Below are 26,358 nucleotides of genomic sequence, written 5' to 3'. Positions count from 1 at the left end.
TATCTTTAAAATGAACCATTTGCAGGAATTAAAAAAACAGCCGGTGTAATCGGCTGTTTTTTTGGTTAAATAATGCTTTTTTTCAGGTTCATCAGATCAATGTCTTCCTCTGCAAGTTCTTGAAAATATCCTTCTTCATCATGATGAAAGACATACTCAAGTTCTTCTTCAGCTTCTTTCAATTTATTTAAGATTGATAGATAGCAAGCTTTATTATATCTCGCTATCAAAAGATCAGGATCAATTTCAAGCGCTTCCTCCATTAGTTTTAGTGATTTTTCAACATCCTTTATTTTATGAAAAGAAATAGCCAGTTCAATATATAAGGAAGTATCATCGGTATGAAACTTTAATCCTTCTTCCATAATCTCTATTGCTTCTTCATACCGTTTTCTTTTATTTAATAATTGTCCGTATCTAAAATGGGCTTCTTTTTCATACGGATTTTCTGTTAACACCTTTCTTAAGATTGTTTCTGCCTGGGTGAATCGCATCCTGTGTGTAAATGCAACTGCCTTTAAGAGCATGAGATGTGTATCGTTCGGCTTTTCTTTTAGGCAGGCATCCAGCAGTTTTATTGCTGTGTTCATCTCTGCCGCTTCCTCAATGGGATCATTCCCGCCCGCCATATGGATCTGTACAAGCTGATAGGCTGTAATAAAATCCCAACCTTTTTCAAGAGAAGATTTCAGAACCTTTTTGGCATCCTCCTCAAGATTTACAGATTCATAGAATCCCGCAAGACCGATTGGTGCATTTTTATTAAACGGATTATGTCTGATTGAGGATTCATATAAGTCGATAATCACTCCAAACAAAGTGATCTGCTTTGTCTTCTCTCTCATCTTTTGAACAAACCTTCCAATGAAGGAGGAATTTTGATCAGCTTCCCAATCCACACCGCTTGCATGCTGGGCCAATGCATCAGCTGCCTTTAAGAATACCTGGCTTTTTTCCGTTTTTTCAGTTCTAATTTTCCCGAGGAATGCCGGAAGGTGTAAAATTTTATTGGTTTCGACAAATAGCACAATTAAAGTTTCATATATGTCTTCATCATCCCAATATTCTTTAATAAGTTCCTCCAGAAGCTTCCTAGCCTCTTTATATTTCTTATTCTCTATAAGCAATTTTGAATAGTGATGTTTTATTTCAGCTAATTGAGAATCCAGATTCAGGGCCTGCAAAAGACATTCCTCTTCCTTGATTCTGTCTCCTGCAGCTCCATAAGCATAAGCAAGGCTATCCAATCTCCATGTTTCCAGAACTTCACCCTGCATACGAATTAATTTTTCAATAACCCCCCGAAGCTCTTCCATGGATAGTAAGCTTGATAAATATTCAATATTAACTCTTAGAGGAGCCTTATCAATCAGCTTCAGCATATACTCTGCTTCCTTCAGTTCATTTCCTAAAATCCCATAGATTTGTGCAATGCGGCTATATGCCCCCTCTGTTTCAGGATTAAGATCAAGACATTTTCTAAATGCTTTAATCGCCGGTTCAAACTTTTCAAGTCTAAAATACGTTTCCCCCAGCCTGTAGTATGGAAAAGCTGTTTCATTTTCCCCGATGGCTCTTTTATAAAGGCTAATTGCTTCAGCATATCGCTCAGCACTTTCATATAAAGTGCCCGTATAGCATAGATAGTCAGTTTGAGAGTCTTCATCAGCCTTTGCTTCCAGAAAAGCGATTGCACGATTCACATAAGGCGACTCTTCTGCTATATTTACATATAGCTCCAGGGCTTCATTCAGATTTTGATCAACGTAGTTAAATCCCCTTTCAATTAGAGACATTCCTGCCTCCAGCAGGTGGGAATCCTTCAGGTCTTGTGCAAAGTCTGCAACCAGTTTGCCCCCATTTATTAAAAATTCGCTATCCTCACTGAAACGTTCTTCATGTTGTCTTATAAATTCTGCTGCTTCATCTGGCCTCTTCATTTCAGAGATAGCAAATGCATAACCCAGATAGGCAAAAACCTCATTAGGATTTTCTTCTATACAGGAGAAGTAAATACTCTCTGCTTTTTCATATTCCTCATGATCTTTGTAAAGATCACCCAAGCGAATTAGAATCTGCGGACTTCCTGATACCCCCGCTCCTTTCAGTAAAATCTCTTCAGCACGCATTTTATCTTCAAACAAATATTCATAGCAGTCGGCAAGAGCCAGATATGGATAAGAAATTTCAGCATCCAGGCTGGCTGAAATTATGTAGCCTCTTTCTGCTTTGCGGATTTTTCCTTCTGCCTGGTCAAGCTTCGCTCTCTCATACCATACATGCGCATCACCATGATCTTCACGAAGAAGCTGGCTGAATATCGAGCGTGCTTCATTGTACTTTTCCTGATCCGTAAGAATTATGGCATGATTTACTCTAATAAAGCGGTCTTGCTCATTTATATTTAGTGCAATGTCTGACATTTCTTTCGCATTTTCCGTCTCAGAATTATAGAGGAAGCACAGCGCAATATAACTCCAAATATAGTATTGGTCTGGGTCAAGCTGAAGGGATTTTCTGAAATAGCCGATCGCAGAATAGTATTGGTCCTTATACATCTGGATCCTTCCACTCAAATATTGGTATAATGGGCTAAAGGTTTTTCTATTGACAAGTGATAAAGTCTTTTCCGCTCGATCGATTTCGTTTAAACGTATATATGCCTGAGCTGCATACAGCTTAAAAAAGTCTGACTCAGGAAAAATGGCCAGCAGCTTTTCGGAACATTTAATAATGAATTCTTTATGTTTATCCCCGGAAAAAAATTTTAATGTATATATGAGCGTATAAGGCTCATTCATTGAAGAAGATAAAAAGTCTGCCATAGCAGGTTCACTTTTCATTATGTCTTCTTCAACCATTTCCGAAAGGGAGTGAAGTTTTTTATAATACAGGTGATCATCCATAGGCAGGAATTCAAGCTCCGCCTCTCTCTCTATTGGCACTGCCGCAATCGACAAAAAGTTAGTATTTACAGCTAGCTTTTGGAACTCTCCATAAGGAACATACATTGTATCAAGAAAGTTTGGATCTTGTACCAAATAAAAGCCAAATCGTTCATCAATCCCAATCATAACCTGCACATGTGAAGATGCCTCAAAGTCCACACTAAGGATGATGGGTATCCCCTGCTGCAATAATGCCTTATAACGCTCCTTTTCACCTGTAAAGAAACGGTATGCGAAACCTTCTTTTTCAAGGTATTCCGCAGATGCAGACAGCTTTGAACCAGTCACATCAAAAATATGTTCAGCAATATCATCCTGAGTTTCCTTTTTACCAAAATAAGAAAAGAGCATTTCAAAGCTGGCAGGCACACAGTAATTGCTTTTCTGTACAATTGGATTGATTGAGAGCTTTACTGCATCACCTGTTTCAGAAAACCCCTTATCTCCTGAGAAAGGACTGTCCTTCATTTTCTTCTGAGAGATAAAGTGATGTAATTTTTCAAGTTCATCTTTTTGATAGTAGGAAAGAGCTCTAAGATGTTCAAAATAGCACTCATAGCTGTGAAAAGGAACAAGTCGATCGAGCTCACTCATTTCTGATAGCATGTCCTCATGCAAGCCGAAATCTCTGTATCTGCGAATAAGCTCCAATTTTAATGCAGGCGCCTGCGGGTGGACTTCCATGCCTTCTTTAATCGTTTGAAGAGACTTTCCCCCTCCTCCATTTGATGCGTATAGATCTGATAACAAAAGATAACAAGCAAGTCCCCGTTCTTCATCTCTCAGGCCAGCAGTTAAATGAGATTCTGCCTTTGCACGGTCTCCTATCTGCAGATAATAAAATCCAAGTTTATCCCAGATTGGCTTTTCGCTGATCGCCTCCATTTCAACGAGCTTTTTCACTGCTTCTTTTGTTCTTTTTAACTCAAGAAGGCTATGTACTTCTGTAAATAAAGCACTTATCCTCAGCTCAGTTTCTGCTTCATGCGGCATCTTTTTCAAATATTCCGTTATAATATAATTTGCTTCCAGTGACCTTCCACTGTCAATTAACTCATCGCAATACCAAATGGCGGTTTGAAGTGTTTTAAAACGCCTGTGTGCATAGCGGGCAAGAAACCCGCTATATTGGTACATCACTCCACGGTCAAATAATCGAATGAGCAGCTTAAAATCTTCAACTGAAGATATTTTTGCTAATTTATTCTTAATAATTGAGAATTTTGATTTTTTCATATCTTCCAACTCATTAGCCAGAACATTCAGCGCCTTTAAAAACTGCCTGTCTTCTGCCAGGCCTTTTAGATTTTCCAGAATTTCCATTGTGCACCTCATTTGGGTATGATAGAAATATAATACAAACATTTACAGAGATTTACTACAGGAAATGGTTGTATTTTTTTCTTTGCATAAAAATACCCCGGCATATGATCCGGGGATTAATTATCTCTGTTCAATCCAAATTTCACTTTCAAAACCTTTTGCTTTTATTGCTGCCCTTCCTCCAATCGGGATAGTGGCATAAGGCTGTACATGGCCAAAATTCACATCAGCTATCACAGGAATGCCGTGAAGCTCTTTTTTTGACTCAATAATCTTTCTCAGTGCCTCTTCGGTAACCTGGGAATTCTTCTGAAATCTGCCAATCAGGATTCCTTTGATGCCTTGAGCATCAGGCAGGTGCAGGAGTGATTGAAGATCCCGATCAAATGTAAGAGCATGTGATTCCTCATCATCTTCAATAAATAAGATTGAATCCTTTAATGATGGCATGAATTCTGTCCCCTGCAGCAAATTAAGTGTGCATAAATTTCCTCCAATTAATCTCCCTTCTGCATCCCCTTCCTGGATTACCGTATACCCATTATTTTTGATGAAATGCCTGTCTTCCTGATCAAGATACCATGGATCATCACTCCAATCTGACGAAGCGAGGATTTCATAGGGAGCGTCATTGGTTACTGCATTAATAAAAGAATCAAGAGTGTACTCAAACCCATGTTTCACACCGAAGCTTGAAAAATGCGGGCCTGAATAGGTGATCAATCCTGTTTTTTTATAAATTGCTCCCTGCAGTGCCGTGATATCACTAAATCCGCAAAGTATTTTCGGATTGTTTTTTATTATCTCGAAGTCTATGTAATTCAAAAGCTGGTTGGCGTTATAGCCGCCAATCACTGTGAGGATCCCCTTTACATTAGGATCAGTAAAAGCATCATGCAAATCTTCAATTCTCTCTTCAATAGAAGTACTGAAAAACTCATCATGCAATTCTGCATTTTTGCCGTATGTTATTGTGAATCCAAGCTGATTCAGCCGTTCCTGGGCAATTCGCAATTGTTCGCCTTTTATGATGGCCATGCTTCTTGCCGGTGCAATGACCCGGATTTCATCTCCTGGCTTTAAACGCTCTGCAAGCATTATGTCCTCTCCTTTGCTCCTTTGAGCCTTGTTTATTTTTTTTACATTTTATCAGATACAATCTCGTTAAGAAATGACTGTTTTTACATATTGAAAAAAGGCCAGCTTTTCAGCTTGGCCTTTCTGCTTTTATACTATTGCAGCTTCCCTTCTTGGTGCATTGCTTTTCTTTTCTACGATATCCCTTGCAATCCAGACTCCGCAAGCTCCCGCTTGTGCGAGACCTCTAGTGATGCCTGCACCGTCCCCGCCGACATAAAGGCCGCTAATTTCCGTTTCGAAACGGTTATTAAGTCTTGGGCGCGCAGAGTAGAATTTTGCCTCTACGCCATAAAAAAGTGTATGTTCTGATGCAAGACCAGGAGATACATGGTTTAAAGCCTCAGTCATTTCAATCAGGCTTTTCATTGTATTATATGGAAGCACAAGGCCTAGGTCGCCAGGTACCGCCTCTTTTAAGGTTGGCTCCAGGAAACCTTCTTTAATCCTCTTCTCAGTTGATCTTCTTCCTTTTAATATATCTCCATACTTTTGAACAATGATTCCGCCGTTTGAAAGGCTGTTGGCAAGCCTTGAGATTTCGTGTGCATACTCATTTGGCTTATCAAACGGTTCTGAGAATGTATGGGATACAAGCAGAGCAAAGTTTGTATTCGGGCTTCCCAGTTTAGGGTCTTTATAAGCATGGCCATTCGCCAGCATGATTCCGGAGTGGTTTTCCACTACGACATGGCCAGAAGGATTGCTGCAGAATGTCCGAACTCTTGTACCGACAGATGTATTAAATGTGAACTTTCCTTCGTAAAGATGTTTATTAATCTCTTCCATGACAATATTGGAAGTTTCGACCCGGACACCAATGTCGACTTGATTATTGATCATCTTTAAGCGGCGGGACTTCAGGAGGTTTGCCAGCCAAACAGATCCATCTCTCCCGGGTGCTACAACCACCTTATCAGCATGAACTTCATTTCCGGACTTAAGCTTAACCCCCATAATGCGATGGCCATCAGGCGTTTTTTCGCTTATAAGATCTTCAACCTCTGTCTTATAAGACATATCAATTTTTTCACGTAAATATTCATAAATGCTTTTTAGTATTTCAAGGTTCTGCTCCGTACCTAAATGCCTAACCTGTGCACGAAGAAGTTTCAGTCCCGCTGCATAACCGCGGCGCTCAATATCTCTCACTTCAGCCGTCATTGGATCTGTGATGCTTTCAGTTGCACCGTGTTTCAAATTAATTTCATCTACATATTTGATCAATTCAACAACCTGGGAATCAGGGAGATAATCTGTCATCCAGCCGCCGAATTCACTTGTAATATTGAATTTCCCATCTGAATAAGCCCCTGCTCCGCCAAAACCATTGGTGATTGAACATGCCGGCAAACACCCTGCATACTCTTTTCTTCCCGCGGCCGGCGGGCATTTCTCAATCTTTTTCTGTAAAATCGGACAATTCCTCCGATAAATATCATGACCTTTATCAATTAATAAAATATTTGCTTCAGGCATTTTTAGTGTTAGTTCATAACAAGTAAATATTCCAGCCGGTCCAGCACCGACAACAATAACATCATAATTTGCATTCATCGTCCTATTCCCCCAGACGCATTATTCGTTAATTTCATCAACCCTAGGTAACTATATCAAACACTGAATAAATGGTCAATCTTTTTACGAACTATTTAATAAAATTAATCAATATTGTTCGGTTTTACAAAAGTTTATGTAAAATTCCGCGAATAAACCGCAATTGCTGGCCCCTTAACAAACTGAAGGCTGCTCCTAAAGAGCAGCCTCCACAAGATTCATTTTATATTACCAATTTCCACAGCAGCATGCTCCGATAATGATCAATAGAATGAACAATACGACGATCAATGCGAAACCGCCATATCCGCATCCTCCATATTGAGCACCCGCTACAGGATATCCATATCCTGGAAAACATTGGTCGTAGCCAGCACCAGCAACTGCACCTTTATACATTAATAATCACTCCTCAACAAGATTTCTTGGGCATTTTCAATATTAATGTATGTGCGGAGAACTTGACCCGCATGTGCATTTGCCCATTTTTTTAAAAAAACGCTGAACTCCATTTTAAATCTTCCCCCATAGCCATTATTAGGGTACGATAACATTAAGGATTCAGAAAAGAAGCGGGGGATTCAAACCAATGAAGAAAAGGAAGATCGGCATATATTTTTTTATCATCACTTTTATATATGGTTTGTATCATTTGTTTGATAGCCTATCTAAAGTTGAAGGGGCAAATCCAACTAACGTGTATCAAAAGTTATCATCAAAAGAGAATATCAATTACCTCATTATCGGGGATAGCATTGGCAGGGGGTCAGGTGCGACCTCCAAATCATCTGCATGGTTTACAAGGCTTGAGCGGCATCTTCATAGTGAATTTGAAATCAAAGCCAGAAGGCATTCTATAGTCCAAAGCGGTGCCACTGCCTTTGAAGGCTTATATAAGCTTCAGCAATCCGAACATTTAGGGAAAATTGATTTAACTTTTATCGTGTTTGGGGAGAATGACCGCAAATATATGGATGAAAAGCAATTTTCATATTTCTACGAAGGGCTTATCCGGAAAACCAAACAGCTCTACCCTGATACCGAGATCATAACCATTACAGAAAATCCGCTTGATAATGAAGCATTTGTCCAGGCCATTTCTGTTATTTCTAATCACTATGGCGCAAAAAATGTGGATATGAGAAAGCCGTTCGGACAATCCGGATTGCCTGCTCAGGAACTGACAAAGGATATGGTCCATCCAAATGATGAGGGCTACAAAATATATGCAGATACACTAATAAAGAAAATAAGAGAATTAGCCGGCAGTCATGCAGAAATTGCTGAACTTTCTGCCCCCATTCATGAAAATGCGGATATTGAAATAGCATCGATTCCTCATGTAACGGACATATCGGGTTCATTTATTCACAAAGACGGCATTTGGGAGAGCAGCAAGGCGGGTGACAGTCTTGAATATCAATTTAGCGGCCCCTTCCTAGGCGTCAATATGATTCGAAGTGAAAAAGGCGGAAAGATGGATGTTTTTATAGATGATGCATATATCACATCTTTATCCGCTTGGTGGCCATTAACTAAAGAGCGATACCAGTATATCATTAGCGGCCTTGATCACGGAACGCACCATGTGAAATTTATTGTATCGGATGAAAAATCAGTAAACAACAGCACGAACGATGCTGTTATTCAAATTTCTTCCATCCTGAGCAGATCAGAATAGGAAGGTTTTTCGTTCGATTGAGGAGAAATTCATGAAAAGTTTATTAAAGAATTTTATCAATGGGATTCTAACAATTGTGCCCATTATTTTAGCAATATTTGTTGTGGTAAAAACCTTTTTGTTTTTAGACAGCATTTTGGGGAATCTCTTAAAGCCTTATTTAAAAGATGATTATATCCCTGGAATCGGACTAATAGCTACACTTATCCTGATTACTTTATTAGGATGGCTTTCCACCAATTTCCTTACAGGTTCCATTATTAAACTTGTGGATCGAATGCTGGAAAGAATTCCTCTTGTTAAAACGATTTACACAGTCATTAAAGATACTGTCCATTCCTTCTTGGGTGAAAAGAAATCTTTCTCAAAAGTAGCATTGGTTACAATCCCTGGGACCGAAATGAAGAGTCTCGGGTTTATTACTTCAGAAGAATTGGAAGAATTTTATGACCCGCTGAAGGAATATGCGGCTGTCTATGTTCCGCAGACTTTCCAGGTAGCCGGCTTCACATTCTTAATACCAAAGGATCAAATCGAGATCATAGATGTTAAGCCGGAAAATGCAATGAAATTTATTCTATCTGGAGGAATGACCTCGAAGGGAGTTCCGGAAAAGGACCGGAGTTTTTAAGAAATAATCAGAAAAAGCCGCCTAAAAATTAGGCGGCTTTTTCTAATTATTTTGCAGTAACAGTCATAATCGTAGATGTCCCTCTAGCCACAGGTCCCTCCACACTCTTCTCAAGAGAAGCGACCTGGTCGCCATTAGTGACAATGATCGGAGTGATAGTGCTCTTTGCCTTTTCTTTAACTAGAGCTAAATCAAAAGTGACAAGCTTATCCCCTTCACTGACCTTTGATCCTTCGGAAATATGGGTCTCAAACCCTTCCCCTTTCATCGAAACCGTTTCAAGGCCTATATGAATTAAAATCTCTGCACCATTCTCAGCACGAATGCCAATTGCATGCTTGGTAGGAAACACTTGAACTACTTCTCCATTTACCGGGGAAACAACCACCCCTTCTGCAGGTTCGATTGCAATACCGTCCCCCATCATTCTTTCTGCAAATACAGGATCAGGCACGTCTTCCAGATTAACTGCCGTGCCTGTCAAAGCAGCCTTAACCTCAATTGCTTTAACTGCTTCCTTTTTGCCAAATAATTTCTTAAACATAAAAACACCTTCCATTTCTTAGTTTGCATCATTAAATAATCGCAGAAATTCTTTATAGCCTTCTTCCTCCAGTTTTTCCTTAGGAATAAACCTTAGTGCAGCAGAATTAATGCAATAACGGAGGCCCTCAGGTCCCGGCCCATCATCAAAAACATGACCAAGATGGGAATCGGCTGATTTGCTTCTCACTTCCGTTCTGACCATAAAGTGGCTGCGGTCTTCTTTTTCCACAATTTCTTCATCCTGTATGGGCTTTGTGAAGCTTGGCCAGCCACATCCTGCGTCATACTTGTCTTTTGAGCTGAAGAGAGGCTTGCCGGAAACAATATCGACATAGATTCCCTCTTTAAATTCATTCCAATATTCATTGCGGAATGGCGGCTCCGTGCCATTATTCTGAGTGACTTCATATTGCATTGGATCAAGTTTCTGCTTTAAATCTTCTCTATTTTTTGCCATTATCTTTCACCCCAATGCTTATTAATAAATGCCTTTCTTCCAGAGCCGGTTTGATAGGAACTGTATCTATCCGGATTTTTTTTGTAATAATGCTGATGATAGTCTTCTGCAGGATAAAAGTCTGAAGCAGGCAGAATCCTGGTAACTATCGGTTTCGTAAATGGTCCGGTTTCTTCAAGCTTTTGTTTGGATTCTACTGCTGATTGCTTTTGTTTTTCATTATGATAGAAAATCGCTGTCTGATATGATTGGCCGCGATCATAGAACTGCCCGCCTGCATCTGTTGGGTCAATCTGCTGCCAATATAGTTCAAGAAGCTTTTCATATGGGAAAACCACAGGATCAAATGTAATTTGAACTGCTTCGTAATGACCAGTCGTTTCTGAACAGACTTGCTGGTAAGTAGGATTTTTTACATTCCCTCCGGTATATCCGGATATTACTTCTTTAATTCCAGGCTGTTCATCAAAAGGTTTTACCATACACCAAAAGCAGCCTCCTGCAAATGTTGCCTTTTCAAATAGTTTCTCTGTCATTTACTCCACCTCTTTCCGGCACTTTTCTATCTTTTACTTTTTCCCTTAGAATGATAATTTAAAGCTATATACATAAGATTAATGAAAAGATTCCTTATATGCAAAAGAAACCTCTTTAGCGAAGAGGTTTCTGAGGTTTATGAATTTTCACATTCTTTTGTTCTTTGCTCCGGCACTCACTTTTTTCCAGCGTTTGCGTTCTTCAGATTGGGCTCTCTTATCCTGCTTTCTGTCCAGATAAGCGAGTTCCTTGAGAAGCTTTTTATAGCTGTTAAGACGTTCCCCTGATATGTCTCCATCCTCTATCAACCTATGCACAGCACAGCCTGGCTCATTTTCATGTGTACAGTCCCTGAACCTGCAGTTTTCAGCGGCTTGCTCAATATCTGTGAAGCTTTCAGAAAGCCCATTTTCACTTTCCCACAGCTGAAGCTCTCTCATTCCTGGAGTATCAATTAATATGGCACCGTCAGGCAGCAGGATGAGCTCCCGATGGGTAGTTGTATGCTTTCCTTTATCATCACTAATCCTAATATCCTGGACTTTTTGCTTATCCTCGCCAAGAAGGTAATTTGTAAGAGTGGATTTCCCTACGCCTGAAGAGCCGAGTAAGGCGATTGTTTTTCCTGGCTCTAAAAAAGGCTTAAGCTGGTCTATTCCCTTCTCTTCAATGACGCTGATTGAGATAACAGGAACACCCATGGCGACACTATCCACATCAGCAAGCTGATCCTCCAGATTTTCACAAAGATCAGCCTTGGTAAGAACTATAACAGGATTTGCCCCGCTTTCCCATGATAAAAGCAAATAACGTTCCAATCTCCTTAAATTAAGATCCTCGTTAAGAGAATTAACAAGGAAAATAGTGTCTACATTGGCTGCTACAATTTGCTCTTCAGTATTCATCCCTGCAGTTTTCCGTGAAAATTTGCTTTTTCTTGGAAGGACAGCATGAATCGTCCCTCGCTGTTCTCCTGCCCTTTCTTTGATGACAACCCAGTCACCGACAGCTGGATAATCTTCCCTTGAAGATGCACTGAAAGAAAACTTCCCTGATACTTCGCAAAGCATTTCAGAGTTATCTGTCCAAACGCGATACATTCTTTTATGCTCTAGTGCAACACGGCCAATTTGATAATCTTTATCTTCATACACTGAAAAAGCCTCTTTAAAAAAGTTATTAAATCCAAATTTATTGATTGTCAATGTTTGTTCCTCCATGCTTATAGAAATTTATTTACATACAAAAAACCATAGGCAATCAGCCCATGGTTTAATAATGCAAGGTTCAATAAGCAGTGGAAAACTAACTGTTCCGCTCGATTAAACGATCTCCATTTGGGCTGTGCCTGAATTTTTTACAATGAACGTATTTGCATAAATTTCTCTTTTCATAGCACATCACCCGCTTTCGTTTATTTGTTTATATTATATGGAATATTGCACCAGAAGTAAAGCCTATTTTTTTCTCTACTTCATTTTCCCCATGTGGCATTCATCCAGTCAGAATCATATGTTATTGGAGCAGATTTAGGAGGGAGAAGCATGGCTTCAGAGAGAAATCGGCAATGGTACTTCCAAAGAGCAGCTAAGTATGATCTTCTTTCGCAGTATTTTAAATATATTGATCCTGCACAGCATATTGCTTATTACTATAAACATTTACATTGCCTGAATCAGGCTTTTCAAATAATGCGGACACAAAACCAGCAGCCTTCTGAGGGACAGCAGGCAAAAGTACGGATCTTTCATGGTTCACCTGATGCCGGTCAGGTTGATATTTATGTAGACGGTACGCGTATTTTGAAGGACTTCCACTATAAAGAAGCAAGCGGCTATGCTTCCCTGCCAGCCGGCAAGCATCAGATAGACATATATCGAGCAGGCAATATGGTGTCCACGCTTCTAAGCAGAAAAATCATTGCTGCCGCAGGTAAGGCTTATACAATTGCTGCCGCAGGAATTGCATCGAAATTAAAGCTTGTTATTTTAGAAGACCACCATAAAGTGCCTGCTGGAGAAACAAAAGTCAGATTTGCCCATCTTTCAGCTGATGCTCCTGCGGTTGATATCGCCGTAAAAAACCGGGATGTCGTTTTTCCCAATATCGCTTTCAGGCAGGCAAGCAAATATCTGGCCTTAACTCCAATGACTGTCGACTTGGAAGCAAGGATATCAGGCACCCCCAATGTAGCCCTGGCAATTCCTCGGATGCAATTTCAAGCAGACCAGGCTTACACCCTATTGGCTGTAGGTTCTGTTGCCAATGAGCCTGTGCTTGAAGCAATTCTGATTCCAGACTAATGGGTTCAAATACCCATTAACAGAAAAAGGAATCCTTTGCGAAAGGATTCCCTTTTCTCATTTAACCGGCACAAGAAGGGTAAAACGAATATCATCCTGCTTTAAATTAAATTCATCCACTTTTACTTTCACATCACTTTTCAGCTTCATCTCCTGCAGCGACACATAAATTCGTTCTTTCTGCGGCTGGATTGTGACCCCTTCTGGAACCTTGTAGCGGTCTTTTACCAGCTTTAGGACATGTGATACAGGAAGATTCAGCTGCCCTACAGATATGGACTTTTGCTGGAGGACAACATCCCCATTCTCCAAGGCTTCTGGTTCAAATGATAATTTCATTTGCAAATCCTGGCTGAAAAAAGGGATTGTGCCATATAAATCAACTTCATCATTCAAGAGAACTTTATAATCTATTGCCCCTGTCAGTCCTTCTTTTTCAAGATAGTGGTTAATGACTCTATTCAAGTCTTCTTTATTGGCTTTTATGTTAAAAGGAACATAATTATCACTATTCTCGGTGATCGCTGTATAGCCTTCATCATCTGCCGGCATGCTGATAAAAATAAACAGCACAATTAAGATGAGTGCATTAATGACCAGCAGCGCAAAAAACAGCTTTTTCCATTTGCTATCTTTCAATAATCTTCTCTCCATTTCCTTCTGCTTTCCTTTTATACGGAATTTCTTTCAGAACTTCTTCTGTGAGGATTTGATGAACTCGGTCAGCTATTAATTCATATCCTTTGTCATTTGGGTGAAAATAGTCTGTATATAAAAGATTATCATCGGTATTTTCGAAAATATCATCTATTTCAACAAAATAGGTTCCCGGATACTTTTTTAATATTGTCTGGCTTGTGCCATTCCAATCTTCAAGAATATCATTTATTTCCGTTATTTCGGAAAACCATTTTAAGAAGGGATTATATAATCCTATTAAAATGATTTTACTATTAGGGTTTACCTCTTTAATCGCATCTAAAACATCAATCAGATTCTGCTCATATTTTTTCTTTTCCTTAACAAAAGCTCTCAGCTTTAGGTTTGAAAAATTCTCGCGGACTACTTTCATCACATCATTTCCGCCAATGGTTATGATAACCGCGTCTGCACTCTTCACAACATCTTTTACTTCTTCAGTCCCTAGCTTTTTCAATAATTGATCGGAACGATTGCCTCTTACTCCAAAATTATAAAAAACAGCGTCTTGCACACTTTTGTCTTTTTCCAGTGACATTTCAAGATAGGGCACGTAGCCTCCGCGTTCAGTACTGTCTCCAACCCCCTGGGTTAAAGAGTCCCCTACTGCAGCAACAGTAATATTTCTTGGAAAAAAGTCGAAGGGAATCTCCTCTTTAAGTGCAAGTTTAGATTCTTTTTCAGAATGAATGATTTCGCTGTTGTTTGAGGAACTGCAGGAGGCGAGAAGAAGCATGATCAAAAAGATGAAGGTGAATTTTTTTATCATACTATCACCTGCCTATATAATTCAATCATATTATAACATGTACTTTACTATTAAAAAGAATTAGCTTTTGCCCGGAAGGTTCCCGGGCTTATCTGAAAAGAAAAATAGACCTTTTCCAAGGTCTATTCAGTTTGTAGACAAAAAGAGTTCGGAATAGTCTCATTCCGAACTCTTTTTTTGATTTTTTGTAGGACTTCAAGTAATTACAGAGAATTGCAGACCTCTCCGAGGTTATCATTTAGGCCATTTCTGGACCTTGCCAAGTCCAGTTGGCCATTTTCTTCAAATTCATGGCAGCGAAAGTAAGCATCGCCTGCATCGACATTTTTTTAAGTCCCCTGAGGGTTGTCCAACGCATGCCATGCTTTTCTTTTGCATCTGCGAATACTCGTTCAATTGTTTCTTTGCGTTTTTCATAGATCGGTTTGACGTCTTGATGGTGGCGAAGATGATCTGCTTCTTCCACATGTTCCTCCCACACATGACGTTGAATCAGTTTTTGATGTGCTTGACTCTGTGTGCATTGAGACAAGAAAGGGCATCCAGCACAAATTCGAGGATCTGATTTATATTGACGATAGCCTTCCTTTGTAGTTGTAGTATATTTTAATATCTCACCAGTTGGGCAAATGTAACAGTCAAAATGCTCATCATAAACATACTCATGTTTTCTGAAGAAACCCTCTTTTGTGCGAGGTCGTGTGTAAGGTAAAGCAGGTGTGATGTCGTTTTTCAATAAGTAGCTCGTGATAGCAGGTGTTTTATAGGCTGCGTCTGCCGCAACAGCTTTTGGTTTACTAACTTTCTCAATGACTTGTTCTACCAATGGCTCTAAAATATGACTATCATGCGTGTTACCAGGGGTTACAATTGCGCCTAACACGAAGCCGTTGCGGTCTGCAGCCGCATGGAAAGAATAAGCGAACTGTTTTGTACGCTCATCTTTTACATAGTAGCCACTCTCTGGATCTGTTGTACTTTCCTTGATTTCTTTGTATTCTTCTTTATCAAACTTATCAGGTGGAAACGGCTTTTTTCCATGATCCTCGCGGTCTTGGTTAATCTCCTCTTGAAGGCGTTCTTGATAAGCACGGGTTTCTTTTCGAACAACTTTCTTTTCAAATTTGCGTTTATTTGCACTCGCTTTTACATGAGTAGAATCTACAAAAACGTGTTCAGCACTAATTAAATTCTTTTCAGCTGCGGTTTTTAAGATTCGGTAAAATATTTGTTCAAAGAGATCGCTGTCTTTAAATCGGCGCTCATAATTTTTACCGAAAGTTGAGAAGTGAGGAACTTTATCGTGAAAGCCATATCCTAAAAACCATCGATAAGCCATATTCGTTTTCAATTCTTCAATTGTTTGACGCATGGAGCGAATACCGAAGGTATATTGAATAAATGTGAGTTTAATTAATATTACAGGGTCAATACTTGGGCGGCCTTTTTCTGAATACTTATCTTTTACCAAGTCATAGATGAATGAGAAATTAATCGCCGCTTCAATTTTGCGGACCAAATGGTCCGCCGGTACAAGTTCGTCTAAAGCAACCATTTCAATTTGATCCCGTTGAATTGGATTATGTTTTGAAAGCATTTAAATCACCTCAAGCTTTGTATTACTTCTATTTTAAAATAAAAAAGACTGCAGACAAGCACGATTTTCATCGAGTTTGTCGACAGTCTGAATAGACCTTTTCCAAGGTCTATTGCAAGGCTTTAATATCATTCATTATTTCATCTAATGGAATTTCATTAAGACCGGTATAATATTTCATTACATTGCCGTTCTGGTCAACAAGGTAAAAATCAGTTCCATGGATAACCTGATCGCCTGTTTGCGGCTTTTTCACAATGGCTTTGAAATATTCCATAGCATACTTTTCAATTTCTTCCTGGGAATAGCCGGTCAGAAAATGCCAATTGGTGAAATCTGCATTGTATGTTGATGCAAATTCCTTTAATACCTCCGGTGTATCAACCTTGGGGTCAACACTGAAAGAAACAAATTCGATATTTTTAATGCCTTCCTTCTTAGCCAAATCCTGAAGCTTCTTCATATTAGCTGTCATTGGCATACATACATCTTCACAGTTAGTAAAAATAAAGTCCGCAACCCATACCTTGCCTTCAAGATCCTTTAAACCAATTTCCTGATTGTCCTGATTTGTATACTTAAAATCTGCAAGTTCCCAGTTTAACGCATCCTTTATGCCACTCTGTCCACATGCTGAAAGGACTAAAAGCATAAAAACTGAAACGATAATGGCAAAAACTCTTTTTCTCATACATTCACCTGCTTTAATTAGTTACGATGCTAATTTTAGCAAATATTCTTGAAAGAAGAAAGAAGTACTTGTGACAAACTTGTGAATAGAAGCTTTTGCCTCTTTTTTAAGAAATAGCGGGATAAGCCGGAAGCATCCGCATAAACACATTTTTCCTTTTAGGGTGTTTTCGTTTTATGATTGGTCATTATCTCATAAAATTTCCTGATAAAACTTGAATAATTAAATTGTACAGCAATCCGATGAATCCGGTATTTCATCTTATCTTCAGGAGGTGCATTCCTAAAATCTCCAATGCTCTGGCCGAACGCCTCCCCTCTGTTGACAATTATTTTTACCGGGACTTCCATATATTGAATTTCAGCTTCTTCTAGCATTGCCCAAAAGGTTAACAAATCGTGCAGGGGACTGCCGCTTATGCCAGGGGAGGTTCCTTTATAAAAATGAAAATAATAATCAACCATAGGCTTAATAAGCAAGCCTACTTTATTTTGTACAGACTGATAATAAGCATCAAGGGCGTCGACAACAGCTGGTGTAATGATTGCAGACATCGTTACATCCAAAGGAAGAATATGAATTTTCTTCGGTGCATTCGCAAACACGACATTGGCCGCATATGGATCACCATAAAAATTTGCTTCAGCTACCGGAGTCACATTGCCAGGAACATTAAATGCCCCTCCCATTATGTAAAAGTCACTGACTTTACTCATGAGTCCAGGGTAAAGAATAAATGCCGCAGCCAGTGATGAAAGCCTGCCTACATTTACTATAATTATATCATTTTCATACTTCTGGATCAGGCCTTTGAAATCATCAAAATTTTCAAATATGTCATTGGAATTCTCCAGATTCGGCACAATCGGGCCGAGTCCCTCTATACCGTGGACGTCAGGATAATACACCGGAACTTCCCCGGTTAATGGCAAAACAGCTCCGCTGAATACAGGAATTTCCTTGTGTCCAGTTACTTCTTGCAGGTATGCAGCATTTCGGATGGCATCTTCCCTTGATACATTTCCATAATCAGCAACAATCCCCACGATATTGATTTCTTCTGAGAAAAAGGCAAAGATCACCGCAACAAAATCATCTATTCCAAAGTCACTGAATAAAAGGACATTTTTTTTCTTCAACCCTACACCCCCATAATTCATTTTATTCGGGGGATAAACAAGAATGGCAAATATTTTCAATTACAGGATAAAGCTCTATAAATCTAATCAATTGCCAGCGGAATGAATATCCGGAATACCGTTCCTTTTCCTTTTTCACTATTAACCTCAATACGTCCCTTCATCCGGTCGACAATTTGGTAGCATACCAGCAGGCCCATCCCAGTTCCCTTTTCTTTCAAAGAATAAAAAGCGGTTCCCAATCTATCCATTTCTTCTCTTGTCATACCAATCCCGGTATCAGAAATTTCAAAAACACCATATATACCTTCAGTGGATACCGAAAGTGACAAACAGCCCCCATTTTTCATGGCTTCAATGCCGTTTTTATAAATATTGATCAAAACCTGCTTTAACTCACTGGCATTCCCTTGTATCCATATACCTTCAGATATCTCGGAAGCAACAGATATATTTTTTGACATCATGGCATAAGAGTTCATTAGATCAATTACACCGGCAGCAAGTTCTCCGGCATTAATTGCCTCTACTTGTTCTATATCAGGTTTGGCAAGGGATAAATAATCATTTATGATTGTTTCCGCCCTATCCATCTCATCAATCATAAGCTTTATGTACATTTTTTCTTCTTCGGTCATTTCTTCCTTAGCCAAAAAAATTTGTAGAAATCCTTTTACTACCGTCATTGGGTTTCTGATTTCATGTGCCACCGAAGCAGCAAGCTGGCCAATTGCGTTCATCTTTTCAGCTCTTTGCAGCTCTTTAAGAATCTTTGTCCTTTCCATGATATGCTCCATTTCCCCTATTGCTTCTTCAAAGCGATGTGAAGAGGGAGTATTCCTTGGCACTGTCCCAAATTGCTCGGAAGTGGCAGACAGTCTTTCAAAAAGGATAGCCAGCCGGGTGGTCATAAAGTTAAATCTCTCTGAAAGAATGCCTAAATCTGCTTGATTAGAAGGCTTTAACTTTACGTTAAAGTTACCGCTGCTGACTTCTTTAAAACCTGAAATAATATCATTAATTGGCTCTAATACTTTTTTAAGACCCCGTTTCAAAACAAAATATACTAAAAAGATAATGATTAAAAATAAGCCTGATAAATAAAGGGCTAAATCTCTTTGAATCGATTTCAGCACAGCAGCATCAATATCGATACATAATATGGCAATAATATTTCCTTTAGAGTCCACAATAGGTGAAAAGGCAGAAATCCAGGTGCCAAACTGATCCTGATAAACCTTACTGGATGCAGTACTTCTCTTCTGCACAGCTTCCGTTAAACCATCTATAAAATCGTCACTTGCCGAATAAAATGAAAATGATTCCAGGCCCATTTCTTTAGAGCTTTTGGAAGTTACTAATAACTTTACCGAGTTATCATCACTTTTTTCCGGCATCAGCAGTGAAGCATTTGAATAGGCTGCCTTTTCATTTACCAATGAAATAACATGTTGCAGCCTTTTATAAGCCGGATCGGACGGATCCTGATATTCCTTTACTTTTTCAACATCTTTGTACTCTATAACAGAGCTCCAAAGAGAAGCCATGTCAGTCACTCTATCTGTAAGCTGCTTCTCCAGATGCCGGGTTTCAACCATAAAGCTGATGCCTGCTGTAAAAACTGTGACAAAGATAGAAATGAGGAAGGAGAATAACAGTACTTTTCTGAACAAAGGCAGATTTTTTATTTGATCCTTCATATAGCAGTCACCGATTCCTTATATTCTAAGTAGCTATCTAACCTTTTTCGGCAAAATTCTGCTGAAATCCTCTAAAAACGCCAAAGTTTTAAAAGTGCAGCATTTATATCCTGGTCAAAAACGGAAGGCCCTTGATCGGGTAGGAGCTGGATGCAGATAATTTTTCATCAAAGTTATTCACATCGTTATATTTTATAAATTCCTAAACTGCAAAAAAACGCATAGCCTGATAGCCATGCGTCCGTTTTATTAATCTTCCAGATGATACATAAATCCAATTGCTCCTGGTCCCGTATGTGTACTGATAATTGGAGTTGTTTCTTCGATTTCAATTTCTGCAGCAGCATCCAGCTCTTCAATCATTTTCTTCAGTTTAGAAGCTAACTCAATGCCTTCTGCATGGACAAGGCCTACACCTTTTATTGTTTTCCCTTTGATATCCTCTGCAAATTGCTTGGCCAAATACTTGGCCACCTGGGTATGGCTTCTTACTTTGGCAACTGGTGTGTATACACCGCCTTCAAGCGAGGCAATTGGTTTTATATTCAGCAAGGACCCGATCATGGCCTTGCCTTTGCCGATTCTTCCGCCTTTCACAAGATTTTCCAGCGTATCTACTACTACAAATAATTTAGTATTACTGCGAATGGTTTCCAGCCGGCTGACAATTTCCTGAATACTTTTCCCTTCGCTGGCCATTTTTGCAGCCTCCAATACTTGAAAAGCCAGTGCTTTGGATATATATCTTGAATCAACCACTGTAACATTTGCATGTGACATAGCTGCTGCACTTTCTGCTGATTGAACAGTACCGCTCATTCCGCCAGTCATATGAATAGAGAGAATATCATAGCCTTGGTCACCAAACCTGTCATACACCTCAGCTAATACTCCTGCAGGAGGCTGGGAGCTTTTAGGCAACTCGTCCGCTTCTTTCATTTTTCTCATGAATTCAGATGGAGTAATATCAACCCGGTCCAAGTATGTATTACCTTCTATGTGAATAGATAGCGGGACAACTTCAATATCGAATTTTTCAATCAATTCGCTGGATAGGTCAGCTGTAGAATCTGTTACAATTTTAATTTTAGCCATTATGCTTTCACTTCCCCTGGATTAACAATTAGTTCATATTATACATTTAAGCAAAATACAAATAAAGCGATAAATATAAAGCCTGTATTTCTCCTCCTCAAGTGGCCAAAAAAATACCGGCTGGCTGCCGGCATCAAAGTTGTTAAGCGTTATTTTTTAATTCTGGAGTCTTAAAAATCTCTTCATAGACGGGCCACTTTAAAACTCGCTTTAGATATTCTCTAAATGAATGGTTCTTAAGTGTTTTCTCATTGGCGTTAGTGGCCGCAATAAAAGTTTTCAAACGGACTTGGATCATAAAATAATAAGGGCTATCTTTTGCCAATACAGGAATTTCAATAATTTTTACCTTCTGTCCAACAGCATTTTTGAACTCTAGGCTTTTAAATAGCAAAATATCAATCCTCTTTTTCACCCGTTTGTTTATATTATACCCCAAATACGGCTCGAAATGTGTCTGATTATGCTATCTGATTAATTTTTTTAAGAAGATGCCTCTCCTGAATTCTCTGCCTTTTTCAGCTTTCTTTTGTAAACAATTTTAGATAAGTTGATGCTTATTTCATAAAGCAGAAGCAATGGAATAGTGACAAGAATATCAGACATGAAGTCAGGAGGTGATATAACAACTGAAATCACGACAAGGACAAAATAAGCATACTTCCTGATTTTAGTAAGCACATAAGGATTAATGATTCCAAGCGAAGTCAGGAACATGATGACTACAGGGAGTTCAAACAAAACTCCAAAAGGCAAAGTCATATTTAGGACAAAGCGGAAATATTTATCCGCAGTGAAATTAGCCTCAAACATTTCTCCACCCAATTCAACAAGAAAACTCAATACTGTGGGGAAAATGACAAAATAGCCAAAGCAAAGACCAATAATGAACAATATAAAAAGCGCCGGCACATAAGAAAGAGAAATCTTCCGCTCAGCGGCTGTCAGGGCAGGCTTGACAAAAAGCCAAATCTGCAAAGCCAGAACGGGAATTGTTCCTGCAACTGCAATGACCGTAGCAAGCATAAAGTAAACCCAGATAATATCACTTGGACCCAGGACAATCAATTTGACGTCCAGGTCTCTTACCAGCCATTTATAAATATCCTCCACAAAAACAAAGCCTGCAATAAAAAACAGGATAAATGCTGATGCCGTTATAATGAGTCTTTTTCTTAATTCATCTAGATGTTCGACTAAATTTAACTCTTTTTCTTCCATATAATTCTCCTGCTAATTTTATAAAAAACCAGGCTATGGCCCAGCCTGCTGTATCTGAAACCAAAACAAAAAGGTGCAAGAAGTATATCCTTACACCTTATTTAACCGTTTTTTTCTTAGAATCCTGTTCAAATTCTTCCATTACGTCACTCGTTAAATCACGGGTGGATTTTTTGAATTCTCTAAGTGTTTCACCAAAAGCACGGCCAATTTCCGGCAGTTTTTTTGGTCCGAATATGATTAACGCTAAAACAAGGATTAAAATTAATCCCGGAACACCAATATTTGAAAGCATATTCACATCTCCTTTTAAGTACTTCCCATCTGAATCTAATACGATTATAGTACTTTTCAAAGGAAATGTCACAGATATCATCAAAATTCATATTTCAGTCACAAATCATAGTAAATAATATGAAGCTGCCAAGTCATCCGGGTGCTTATACCAGCAGATGAAAAAGGTTACTGTCTTTGTTTATCTCTTTGTATGAAAATCCTTTTTTATTCATTCTTAAAATGAGGTCACTATAGTCCTCTTTATGCTTTAACTCAATTCCCACAAGGGCTGGACCATTTTCTTTATTATTTTTCTTCGTGTACTCAAAACGTGTAATATCGTCTGCCGGGCCAAGAACCTCGTCAAGAAACTCTCTTAATGCTCCGGCACGCTGAGGGAAATTCACAATAAAGTGGTAAAGCAGGCCTTCATAAAGCAAGGACCTCTCTTTTATTTCCTGCATTCGTCCAATATCATTATTGCCGCCGCTGATCACACATACGACATTCTTTCCTTTAATTTGCTCCCTGCACATATCAAGTGCGGCTATTGGCAGCGCACCTGCAGGCTCAGCCACAATCGCATGCTCATTATATAATTCAAGGATCGTCGTACACACTTTCCCTTCAGGCACCATGAAAATATCATCAACAAGCTCATTGCAGATTTCATAGGTTTTTTCACCGACACATTTTACTGCCGCTCCATCTACGAACTTATCAATTTCCTCGAGAGGCGCTACTGCTTGAGCCCTGATAGATTCACTCATCGATGGTGCTCCTGCCGGTTCTACTCCAATCATCTGTGTTTCCGGTGATATACTTTTTATGTAAGTGCTCAGTCCGGCCATTAATCCGCCTCCGCCAATACTCGCAAAAACAAAATCTGCAGGCTCTTCACAGTCGTTAAGGATTTCCACCGCTACTGTCCCTTGTCCTGCAATCACCATTTGATCATCAAATGGGTGAATAAATGCCCTGCTTTCCGCCTCTGCACATTTAAGAGCTTCGTAATAGGAATCATCAAAGGTATCTCCTACGAGAATGATTTCCACTGAGTCCCTCCCAAACAGCTCCACCTGACTTACTTTTTGTCTCGGTGTGGTTGCCGGCATAAAAATTTTTCCCTGGACGCCAAGATGCCTGCATGCATAGGCAACTCCCTGTGCATGGTTCCCAGCACTTGCACAGACAACACCATTTTCCAGCTCCACCGCAGTTAAAGATTTAACTTTATAGTAGGCACCTCTTAATTTAAATGAGCGGACATGCTGAAGATCTTCTCTTTTCAGATAGACATTGCACCCATACTTTTCTGATAGACGTTCATTTTTCTGTAAAGGTGTATGGGCAACAATATCCTTTAGCTGCTGGTATGCAATCAAAATATCTTCCAACTGCACCCATTTTTTTGTCATTACCTTCTGTTCCATTTTGCCACCCTCTTCTTTACAAGTTATTAATTTGTACATTATACCATGACAAATCATGATTTCAATCGGGTTTTTTTTAAAATTTACATTTTTCGAATTATTTTAAGGATAGAAATCGCTGAAACTGACATATAATAAGCAAAAGCTAATTTATATCTCAAAGGGGTGCCGGAATGGAGTTTTCTTTATGCAGTCTGGATAGCGCTTTGCCTGTAGAAGTAACATTGGATGAAGATAACGGCAGGTATATGATTCGGAAAAGCGACACGAGCGGAGAGTACTTCAACAGTGCTGACGAATTAATACAATGGGTGAAAACCAACTTTACAGCAGAAGAGTTTTGCGATCCCAAAGAATACCACGGAATGATTCAGAAAATGACAGATTATTTAGTGAATCCCAATTTCTAATTTAATTAACCGCATAATTTAAATAAGGCCCCTGACTGAAAGGGGCCTTCTTCTTATGACGCGATCTTCTTGCCTGTAAGGCTGCTGCAGATTATTTCTCTTACTTCCTGCGCAAGAAACTTTGCTTCCATATTTTGAACGATCCTGGAATTCACAGGCTTACACACCTGGATTTCTATTTTAGCCGGCTTTATGAGCCTCCCATTCTTTTCAAACACATCAGCTGTCCCTTTAATGGAAATTGGCACAATCGGAACACCTGCATCCTGTGCAAGCCTGAATCCGCCCACCTTAAAAGGCGCTACCTGACCGCCCTTGCTTCTGGTTCCTTCCGGAAAAATCAGGAGAGAGTGCCCCTGCCTTAATAGTAATGCAGCATCCTTTAAAGAATTGACAGCCTTGCTGCGATTGCTGCGATCAATAAAAACACAGTTCATGACTTCCATCCATGAAGAGATAATGGGTGCTTTCTTAACTTCAACTTTTGAAATAAAACCAAAAGGTTTATCAATAGATGCAAGAAGGACTGGAATATCAAAATCCCCTTCATGGTTGCAAACAATGACAACAGGTCCGCCCGGAATCAATTCCTGCCCCTTAACTTTCACTTGAGAGCCTGAGATTTTCATAATTGTCCTGGACCACTTCTGCGGCACATTATGGATAATGCGGTCTCGTTCCTCAACAGGGAGCGCAGCATTCAGTTTCCTCATTCGGGTTAGTGCAGGCAGGCTATAAACCAAATATCCGCCCATATACAGAAAAAAGATTATTAATCGAAGCATAATGACCTCCAGATCTTGGGATGGTTTACATTATATAATAATCAGGTTCCTTTCACTATATGTTTACAGAATAAATGATAAAAACAAAGCAGCCCGCCGGAGCGAGCTGCTTTTAAGATTATTTTCTTTTATAAATGAGGAATTCAAAATCATATGGATTTTTTTCATCCCTGGTGCCCTTCTCCCTTGAAAGGAGATCCCATTCTGACATGTCTAATTCCGGAAAGTATGTGTCTCCTGCAAATTGGTCATAAATCATAGTCAAATAGAGACGATCTGCTGCAGGAAGGATGGCTTTAAAAATCTCGGCACCGCCAATGACGAAGATTTCATCTTCCTTTACACCGCTGTACTTCAGAAGCTCTTCAACCGTATTTACAACTGTGCATCCTTCACAGGAAAAGGATTTATTCCGGGTAATAACAATATTCTCTCTCCCCGGCAGAGGTCTTCCGATTGAATCCCAGGTTTTTCGTCCCATGGCAATCGGATGTCCCATCGTAGTTCTTTTAAAGAACTTTAAATCCTCAGGCAGATGCCAGGGAAGTTTATTATCCTTGCCGATCACTCGATTCTCATCCATTGCCCACATTAAAGAAATCATACACTGACAACTCCTTTAATATGAGGGTGGGGATTATAGTCTTCCAGCTGGAAATCATCAAACTTAAAGCTGAAAATATCTTTCACATCCGGATTAATGATCATTTTTGGAAGCGGCCGGGGATCACGGCTCAGCTGGAGGTTTACCTGGTCAATATGATTCTGGTAAATATGCACATCTCCGAAAGTATGTACGAATTCACCAGGCTCCAGATCGCACACCTGTGCAACCATCATAGTCAGTAAAGCATAGGAAGCAATATTAAACGGAACCCCGAGAAAAACATCCGCAGATCTCTGATAAAGCTGGCAGGAAAGCTTTCCATCTGCTGCATAAAACTGGAACATGCAGTGGCAAGGCGGCAAAGCCATTTTTTCTATCTCTCCTGCGTTCCAGGCATTTACTATCAGCCGGCGGGAATCAGGATTTGTTTTAATCTGGTCAATCAGGCTGCTAATCTGATCAACTGTTTTTCCATCGGCACCTGTCCATGATCTCCATTGATGACCATATACCGGCCCAAGATTGCCTTCCTCGTCAGCCCATTCATTCCAGATTCGCACACCATTCTCCTGAAGGTATTTTACATTGGTATCACCGTTTAAAAACCATAACAGCTCATGGATAATGGATTTTAAATGCAATTTCTTTGTTGTAACCAATGGGAAGCCTTCCTGCAGGTTAAAGCGCATCTGATAGCCAAATGTACTTATTGTCCCTGTACCAGTGCGGTCTTCTTTCTTTGTCCCATTCTCCAAAACATGCTTGCATAGATCCAAATATTGTTTCATTTCAACCCAACCTTTTTTAAATACTCAT

General features: G+C 39.5%; 26 protein-coding genes. 4 read left to right on the top strand and 22 right to left on the bottom strand.

All coding sequences use genetic code 11. The annotated features are described in order from the left end of the window. Nucleotides 1-65: 65 nt before the first annotated feature. The 4 genes from MKY20_RS12130 to MKY20_RS12115 form a co-directional block, all read right to left on the bottom strand. Complete coding sequence (locus MKY20_RS12130) at nt 66-4,271, bottom strand: tetratricopeptide repeat protein (protein ID WP_341001213.1); 4,206 nt, start codon at nt 4,269-4,271, stop codon at nt 66-68. 120 nt (nt 4,272-4,391) lie between these two features. Then, nucleotides 4,392-5,369 (bottom strand): S66 family peptidase, encoded by a 978-nt coding sequence (locus MKY20_RS12125; protein ID WP_019379706.1) that lies wholly within the window; start codon nt 5,367-5,369, stop codon nt 4,392-4,394. Nucleotides 5,370-5,498: 129 nt separating this feature from the next. Then, a complete protein-coding gene (locus MKY20_RS12120; RefSeq protein ID WP_341001211.1) occupies nt 5,499-6,965 on the bottom strand; it encodes an NAD(P)/FAD-dependent oxidoreductase in 1,467 nt (488 codons plus the stop codon). 228 nt (nt 6,966-7,193) lie between these two features. After that, a complete protein-coding gene (locus tag MKY20_RS12115; protein WP_009332599.1) occupies nt 7,194-7,364 on the bottom strand; it encodes a YjcZ family sporulation protein in 171 nt (56 codons plus the stop codon). A 190-nt stretch (nt 7,365-7,554) separates the two neighbouring features. Between MKY20_RS12115 and MKY20_RS12110 the strand changes: the two genes are divergently transcribed. After that, nucleotides 7,555-8,646 carry an SGNH/GDSL hydrolase family protein gene (locus MKY20_RS12110; protein ID WP_019379708.1) on the top strand — a complete coding sequence of 364 codons (1,092 nt, stop codon included), beginning with the start codon at nt 7,555-7,557 and terminating at the stop codon, nt 8,644-8,646. A 31-nt stretch (nt 8,647-8,677) separates the two neighbouring features. Beyond that, complete coding sequence (locus tag MKY20_RS12105) at nt 8,678-9,277, top strand: DUF502 domain-containing protein (RefSeq protein WP_009332601.1); 600 nt, start codon at nt 8,678-8,680, stop codon at nt 9,275-9,277. Nucleotides 9,278-9,323: 46 nt separating this feature from the next. Here the strand turns inward: MKY20_RS12105 and MKY20_RS12100 are convergent, their stop codons facing one another. The 4 genes from MKY20_RS12100 to rsgA all read right to left on the bottom strand — a co-directional run bounded on the left by MKY20_RS12100 (nt 9,324) and on the right by rsgA (nt 12,022). Beyond that, nucleotides 9,324-9,821 carry a PTS sugar transporter subunit IIA gene (locus tag MKY20_RS12100; protein ID WP_019379710.1) on the bottom strand — a complete coding sequence of 166 codons (498 nt, stop codon included), beginning with the start codon at nt 9,819-9,821 and terminating at the stop codon, nt 9,324-9,326. A gap of 18 nt (nt 9,822-9,839) precedes the next feature. Beyond that, a complete protein-coding gene (gene msrB / locus MKY20_RS12095) occupies nt 9,840-10,280 on the bottom strand; it encodes a peptide-methionine (R)-S-oxide reductase MsrB (RefSeq protein ID WP_009332605.1) in 441 nt (146 codons plus the stop codon). Further along, the gene (msrA, locus tag MKY20_RS12090) at nt 10,280-10,816 is read right to left on the bottom strand and encodes a peptide-methionine (S)-S-oxide reductase MsrA (protein WP_009332606.1); all 537 of its coding nucleotides are present in this window, start codon (nt 10,814-10,816) and stop codon (nt 10,280-10,282) included. The genes msrB and msrA overlap by 1 nt, the downstream gene beginning before the upstream one ends. A gap of 147 nt (nt 10,817-10,963) precedes the next feature. Next, nucleotides 10,964-12,022 carry a ribosome small subunit-dependent GTPase A gene (gene rsgA, locus MKY20_RS12085; RefSeq protein WP_009332607.1) on the bottom strand — a complete coding sequence of 353 codons (1,059 nt, stop codon included), beginning with the start codon at nt 12,020-12,022 and terminating at the stop codon, nt 10,964-10,966. Nucleotides 12,023-12,361: 339 nt separating this feature from the next. Here rsgA and MKY20_RS12080 point away from each other — a divergent pair, with 339 nt between their 5' ends. Further along, nucleotides 12,362-13,120 carry a DUF4397 domain-containing protein gene (locus MKY20_RS12080; protein WP_019379711.1) on the top strand — a complete coding sequence of 253 codons (759 nt, stop codon included), beginning with the start codon at nt 12,362-12,364 and terminating at the stop codon, nt 13,118-13,120. Between the two features lie 57 nt (nt 13,121-13,177). Here MKY20_RS12080 and MKY20_RS12075 read toward each other — a convergent pair whose 3' ends face one another. The 11 genes from MKY20_RS12075 to ilvA form a co-directional block, all read right to left on the bottom strand. Beyond that, on the bottom strand, nt 13,178-13,759 hold the full coding sequence (locus MKY20_RS12075; RefSeq protein ID WP_009332609.1) for a YpmS family protein: 582 nt from the start codon (nt 13,757-13,759) through the stop codon (nt 13,178-13,180). Further along, a complete protein-coding gene (locus MKY20_RS12070) occupies nt 13,749-14,588 on the bottom strand; it encodes an SGNH/GDSL hydrolase family protein (RefSeq protein WP_034296459.1) in 840 nt (279 codons plus the stop codon). Before MKY20_RS12070 ends, MKY20_RS12075 begins: the two co-directional genes overlap by 11 nt. A 238-nt stretch (nt 14,589-14,826) precedes the next feature. Beyond that, a complete protein-coding gene (locus MKY20_RS12065; protein WP_251266574.1) occupies nt 14,827-16,185 on the bottom strand; it encodes an IS1182 family transposase in 1,359 nt (452 codons plus the stop codon). Between the two features lie 109 nt (nt 16,186-16,294). Next, nucleotides 16,295-16,876 (bottom strand): SCO family protein, encoded by a 582-nt coding sequence (locus MKY20_RS12060; protein ID WP_009332611.1) that lies wholly within the window; start codon nt 16,874-16,876, stop codon nt 16,295-16,297. A gap of 158 nt (nt 16,877-17,034) precedes the next feature. Continuing rightward, nucleotides 17,035-18,015 carry a nucleoside hydrolase gene (locus MKY20_RS12055; protein ID WP_019379713.1) on the bottom strand — a complete coding sequence of 327 codons (981 nt, stop codon included), beginning with the start codon at nt 18,013-18,015 and terminating at the stop codon, nt 17,035-17,037. A gap of 83 nt (nt 18,016-18,098) precedes the next feature. Further along, complete coding sequence (locus tag MKY20_RS12050) at nt 18,099-19,715, bottom strand: sensor histidine kinase (RefSeq protein ID WP_026041551.1); 1,617 nt, start codon at nt 19,713-19,715, stop codon at nt 18,099-18,101. 249 nt (nt 19,716-19,964) lie between these two features. Continuing rightward, nucleotides 19,965-20,810, bottom strand: a complete 846-nt coding sequence (locus tag MKY20_RS12045; RefSeq protein WP_009332614.1) for a DegV family protein — start codon at nt 20,808-20,810, stop codon at nt 19,965-19,967. Between the two features lie 142 nt (nt 20,811-20,952). Continuing rightward, the gene (locus MKY20_RS12040) at nt 20,953-21,204 is read right to left on the bottom strand and encodes a DUF2535 family protein (protein WP_019379714.1); all 252 of its coding nucleotides are present in this window, start codon (nt 21,202-21,204) and stop codon (nt 20,953-20,955) included. An 89-nt stretch (nt 21,205-21,293) separates the two neighbouring features. Continuing rightward, nucleotides 21,294-22,031 carry a twin-arginine translocase subunit TatC gene (gene tatC, locus MKY20_RS12035; protein ID WP_009332616.1) on the bottom strand — a complete coding sequence of 246 codons (738 nt, stop codon included), beginning with the start codon at nt 22,029-22,031 and terminating at the stop codon, nt 21,294-21,296. 97 nt (nt 22,032-22,128) lie between these two features. Next, nucleotides 22,129-22,326, bottom strand: a complete 198-nt coding sequence (locus MKY20_RS12030; RefSeq protein ID WP_009332617.1) for a twin-arginine translocase TatA/TatE family subunit — start codon at nt 22,324-22,326, stop codon at nt 22,129-22,131. Nucleotides 22,327-22,471: 145 nt separating this feature from the next. Beyond that, on the bottom strand, nt 22,472-23,740 hold the full coding sequence (gene ilvA, locus MKY20_RS12025) for a threonine ammonia-lyase IlvA (RefSeq protein WP_009332618.1): 1,269 nt from the start codon (nt 23,738-23,740) through the stop codon (nt 22,472-22,474). Between the two features lie 173 nt (nt 23,741-23,913). Between ilvA and MKY20_RS12020 the strand changes: the two genes are divergently transcribed. Then, a complete protein-coding gene (locus MKY20_RS12020) occupies nt 23,914-24,150 on the top strand; it encodes a hypothetical protein (protein ID WP_009332619.1) in 237 nt (78 codons plus the stop codon). 53 nt (nt 24,151-24,203) lie between these two features. Here the strand turns inward: MKY20_RS12020 and MKY20_RS12015 are convergent, their stop codons facing one another. The 3 genes from MKY20_RS12015 to MKY20_RS12005 all read right to left on the bottom strand — a co-directional run bounded on the left by MKY20_RS12015 (nt 24,204) and on the right by MKY20_RS12005 (nt 26,330). Next, nucleotides 24,204-24,935 (bottom strand): lysophospholipid acyltransferase family protein, encoded by a 732-nt coding sequence (locus MKY20_RS12015; protein ID WP_251175470.1) that lies wholly within the window; start codon nt 24,933-24,935, stop codon nt 24,204-24,206. 118 nt (nt 24,936-25,053) lie between these two features. Beyond that, entirely contained in the window at nt 25,054-25,539 is a 486-nt protein-coding gene (locus tag MKY20_RS12010) for a dihydrofolate reductase (RefSeq protein WP_009332621.1), read from the bottom strand. Next, the gene (locus tag MKY20_RS12005; RefSeq protein WP_341001200.1) at nt 25,536-26,330 is read right to left on the bottom strand and encodes a thymidylate synthase; all 795 of its coding nucleotides are present in this window, start codon (nt 26,328-26,330) and stop codon (nt 25,536-25,538) included. Before MKY20_RS12005 ends, MKY20_RS12010 begins: the two co-directional genes overlap by 4 nt. Nucleotides 26,331-26,358 lie beyond the last annotated feature (28 nt).

Source organism: Cytobacillus sp. FSL W8-0315 (assembly GCF_038002905.1).
Classification (GTDB): Bacteria; Bacillota; Bacilli; order Bacillales; family Cytobacillaceae; genus Cytobacillus; species Cytobacillus pseudoceanisediminis.
The sequence above is the reverse complement of the archived record's forward strand: the minus strand, read 5'-3'. Positions and strand labels throughout refer to the sequence as shown.

Excerpts from the sequence above, each read along its gene's own strand:
- MKY20_RS12125 (WP_019379706.1), bottom strand. The coding sequence starts at position 5,369 with ATGCTTGCAGAGCGTTTAAAGCCAGGAGATGAAATCCGGGTCATTGCA.
- MKY20_RS12100 (WP_019379710.1), bottom strand. The coding sequence starts at position 9,821 with ATGTTTAAGAAATTATTTGGCAAAAAGGAAGCAGTTAAAGCAATTGAG.
- MKY20_RS12060 (WP_009332611.1), bottom strand. The coding sequence starts at position 16,876 with ATGAGAAAAAGAGTTTTTGCCATTATCGTTTCAGTTTTTATGCTTTTA.
- MKY20_RS12005 (WP_341001200.1), bottom strand. The coding sequence starts at position 26,330 with ATGAAACAATATTTGGATCTATGCAAGCATGTTTTGGAGAATGGGACA.
- MKY20_RS12045 (WP_009332614.1), bottom strand. The coding sequence starts at position 20,810 with ATGGCTAAAATTAAAATTGTAACAGATTCTACAGCTGACCTATCCAGC.
- MKY20_RS12010 (WP_009332621.1), bottom strand. The coding sequence starts at position 25,539 with ATGATTTCTTTAATGTGGGCAATGGATGAGAATCGAGTGATCGGCAAG.
- MKY20_RS12130 (WP_341001213.1), bottom strand. The coding sequence starts at position 4,271 with ATGGAAATTCTGGAAAATCTAAAAGGCCTGGCAGAAGACAGGCAGTTT.
- msrA (WP_009332606.1), bottom strand. The coding sequence starts at position 10,816 with ATGACAGAGAAACTATTTGAAAAGGCAACATTTGCAGGAGGCTGCTTT.
- MKY20_RS12110 (WP_019379708.1), top strand. The coding sequence starts at position 7,555 with ATGAAGAAAAGGAAGATCGGCATATATTTTTTTATCATCACTTTTATA.
- MKY20_RS12015 (WP_251175470.1), bottom strand. The coding sequence starts at position 24,935 with ATGCTTCGATTAATAATCTTTTTTCTGTATATGGGCGGATATTTGGTT.
- MKY20_RS12070 (WP_034296459.1), bottom strand. The coding sequence starts at position 14,588 with ATGATAAAAAAATTCACCTTCATCTTTTTGATCATGCTTCTTCTCGCC.
- ilvA (WP_009332618.1), bottom strand. The coding sequence starts at position 23,740 with ATGGAACAGAAGGTAATGACAAAAAAATGGGTGCAGTTGGAAGATATT.
- tatC (WP_009332616.1), bottom strand. The coding sequence starts at position 22,031 with ATGGAAGAAAAAGAGTTAAATTTAGTCGAACATCTAGATGAATTAAGA.
- MKY20_RS12050 (WP_026041551.1), bottom strand. The coding sequence starts at position 19,715 with ATGAAGGATCAAATAAAAAATCTGCCTTTGTTCAGAAAAGTACTGTTA.
- MKY20_RS12115 (WP_009332599.1), bottom strand. The coding sequence starts at position 7,364 with ATGTATAAAGGTGCAGTTGCTGGTGCTGGCTACGACCAATGTTTTCCA.
- MKY20_RS12065 (WP_251266574.1), bottom strand. The coding sequence starts at position 16,185 with ATGCTTTCAAAACATAATCCAATTCAACGGGATCAAATTGAAATGGTT.
- MKY20_RS12080 (WP_019379711.1), top strand. The coding sequence starts at position 12,362 with ATGGCTTCAGAGAGAAATCGGCAATGGTACTTCCAAAGAGCAGCTAAG.
- MKY20_RS12120 (WP_341001211.1), bottom strand. The coding sequence starts at position 6,965 with ATGAATGCAAATTATGATGTTATTGTTGTCGGTGCTGGACCGGCTGGA.
- MKY20_RS12030 (WP_009332617.1), bottom strand. The coding sequence starts at position 22,326 with ATGCTTTCAAATATTGGTGTTCCGGGATTAATTTTAATCCTTGTTTTA.
- MKY20_RS12105 (WP_009332601.1), top strand. The coding sequence starts at position 8,678 with ATGAAAAGTTTATTAAAGAATTTTATCAATGGGATTCTAACAATTGTG.
- MKY20_RS12020 (WP_009332619.1), top strand. The coding sequence starts at position 23,914 with ATGGAGTTTTCTTTATGCAGTCTGGATAGCGCTTTGCCTGTAGAAGTA.
- msrB (WP_009332605.1), bottom strand. The coding sequence starts at position 10,280 with ATGGCAAAAAATAGAGAAGATTTAAAGCAGAAACTTGATCCAATGCAA.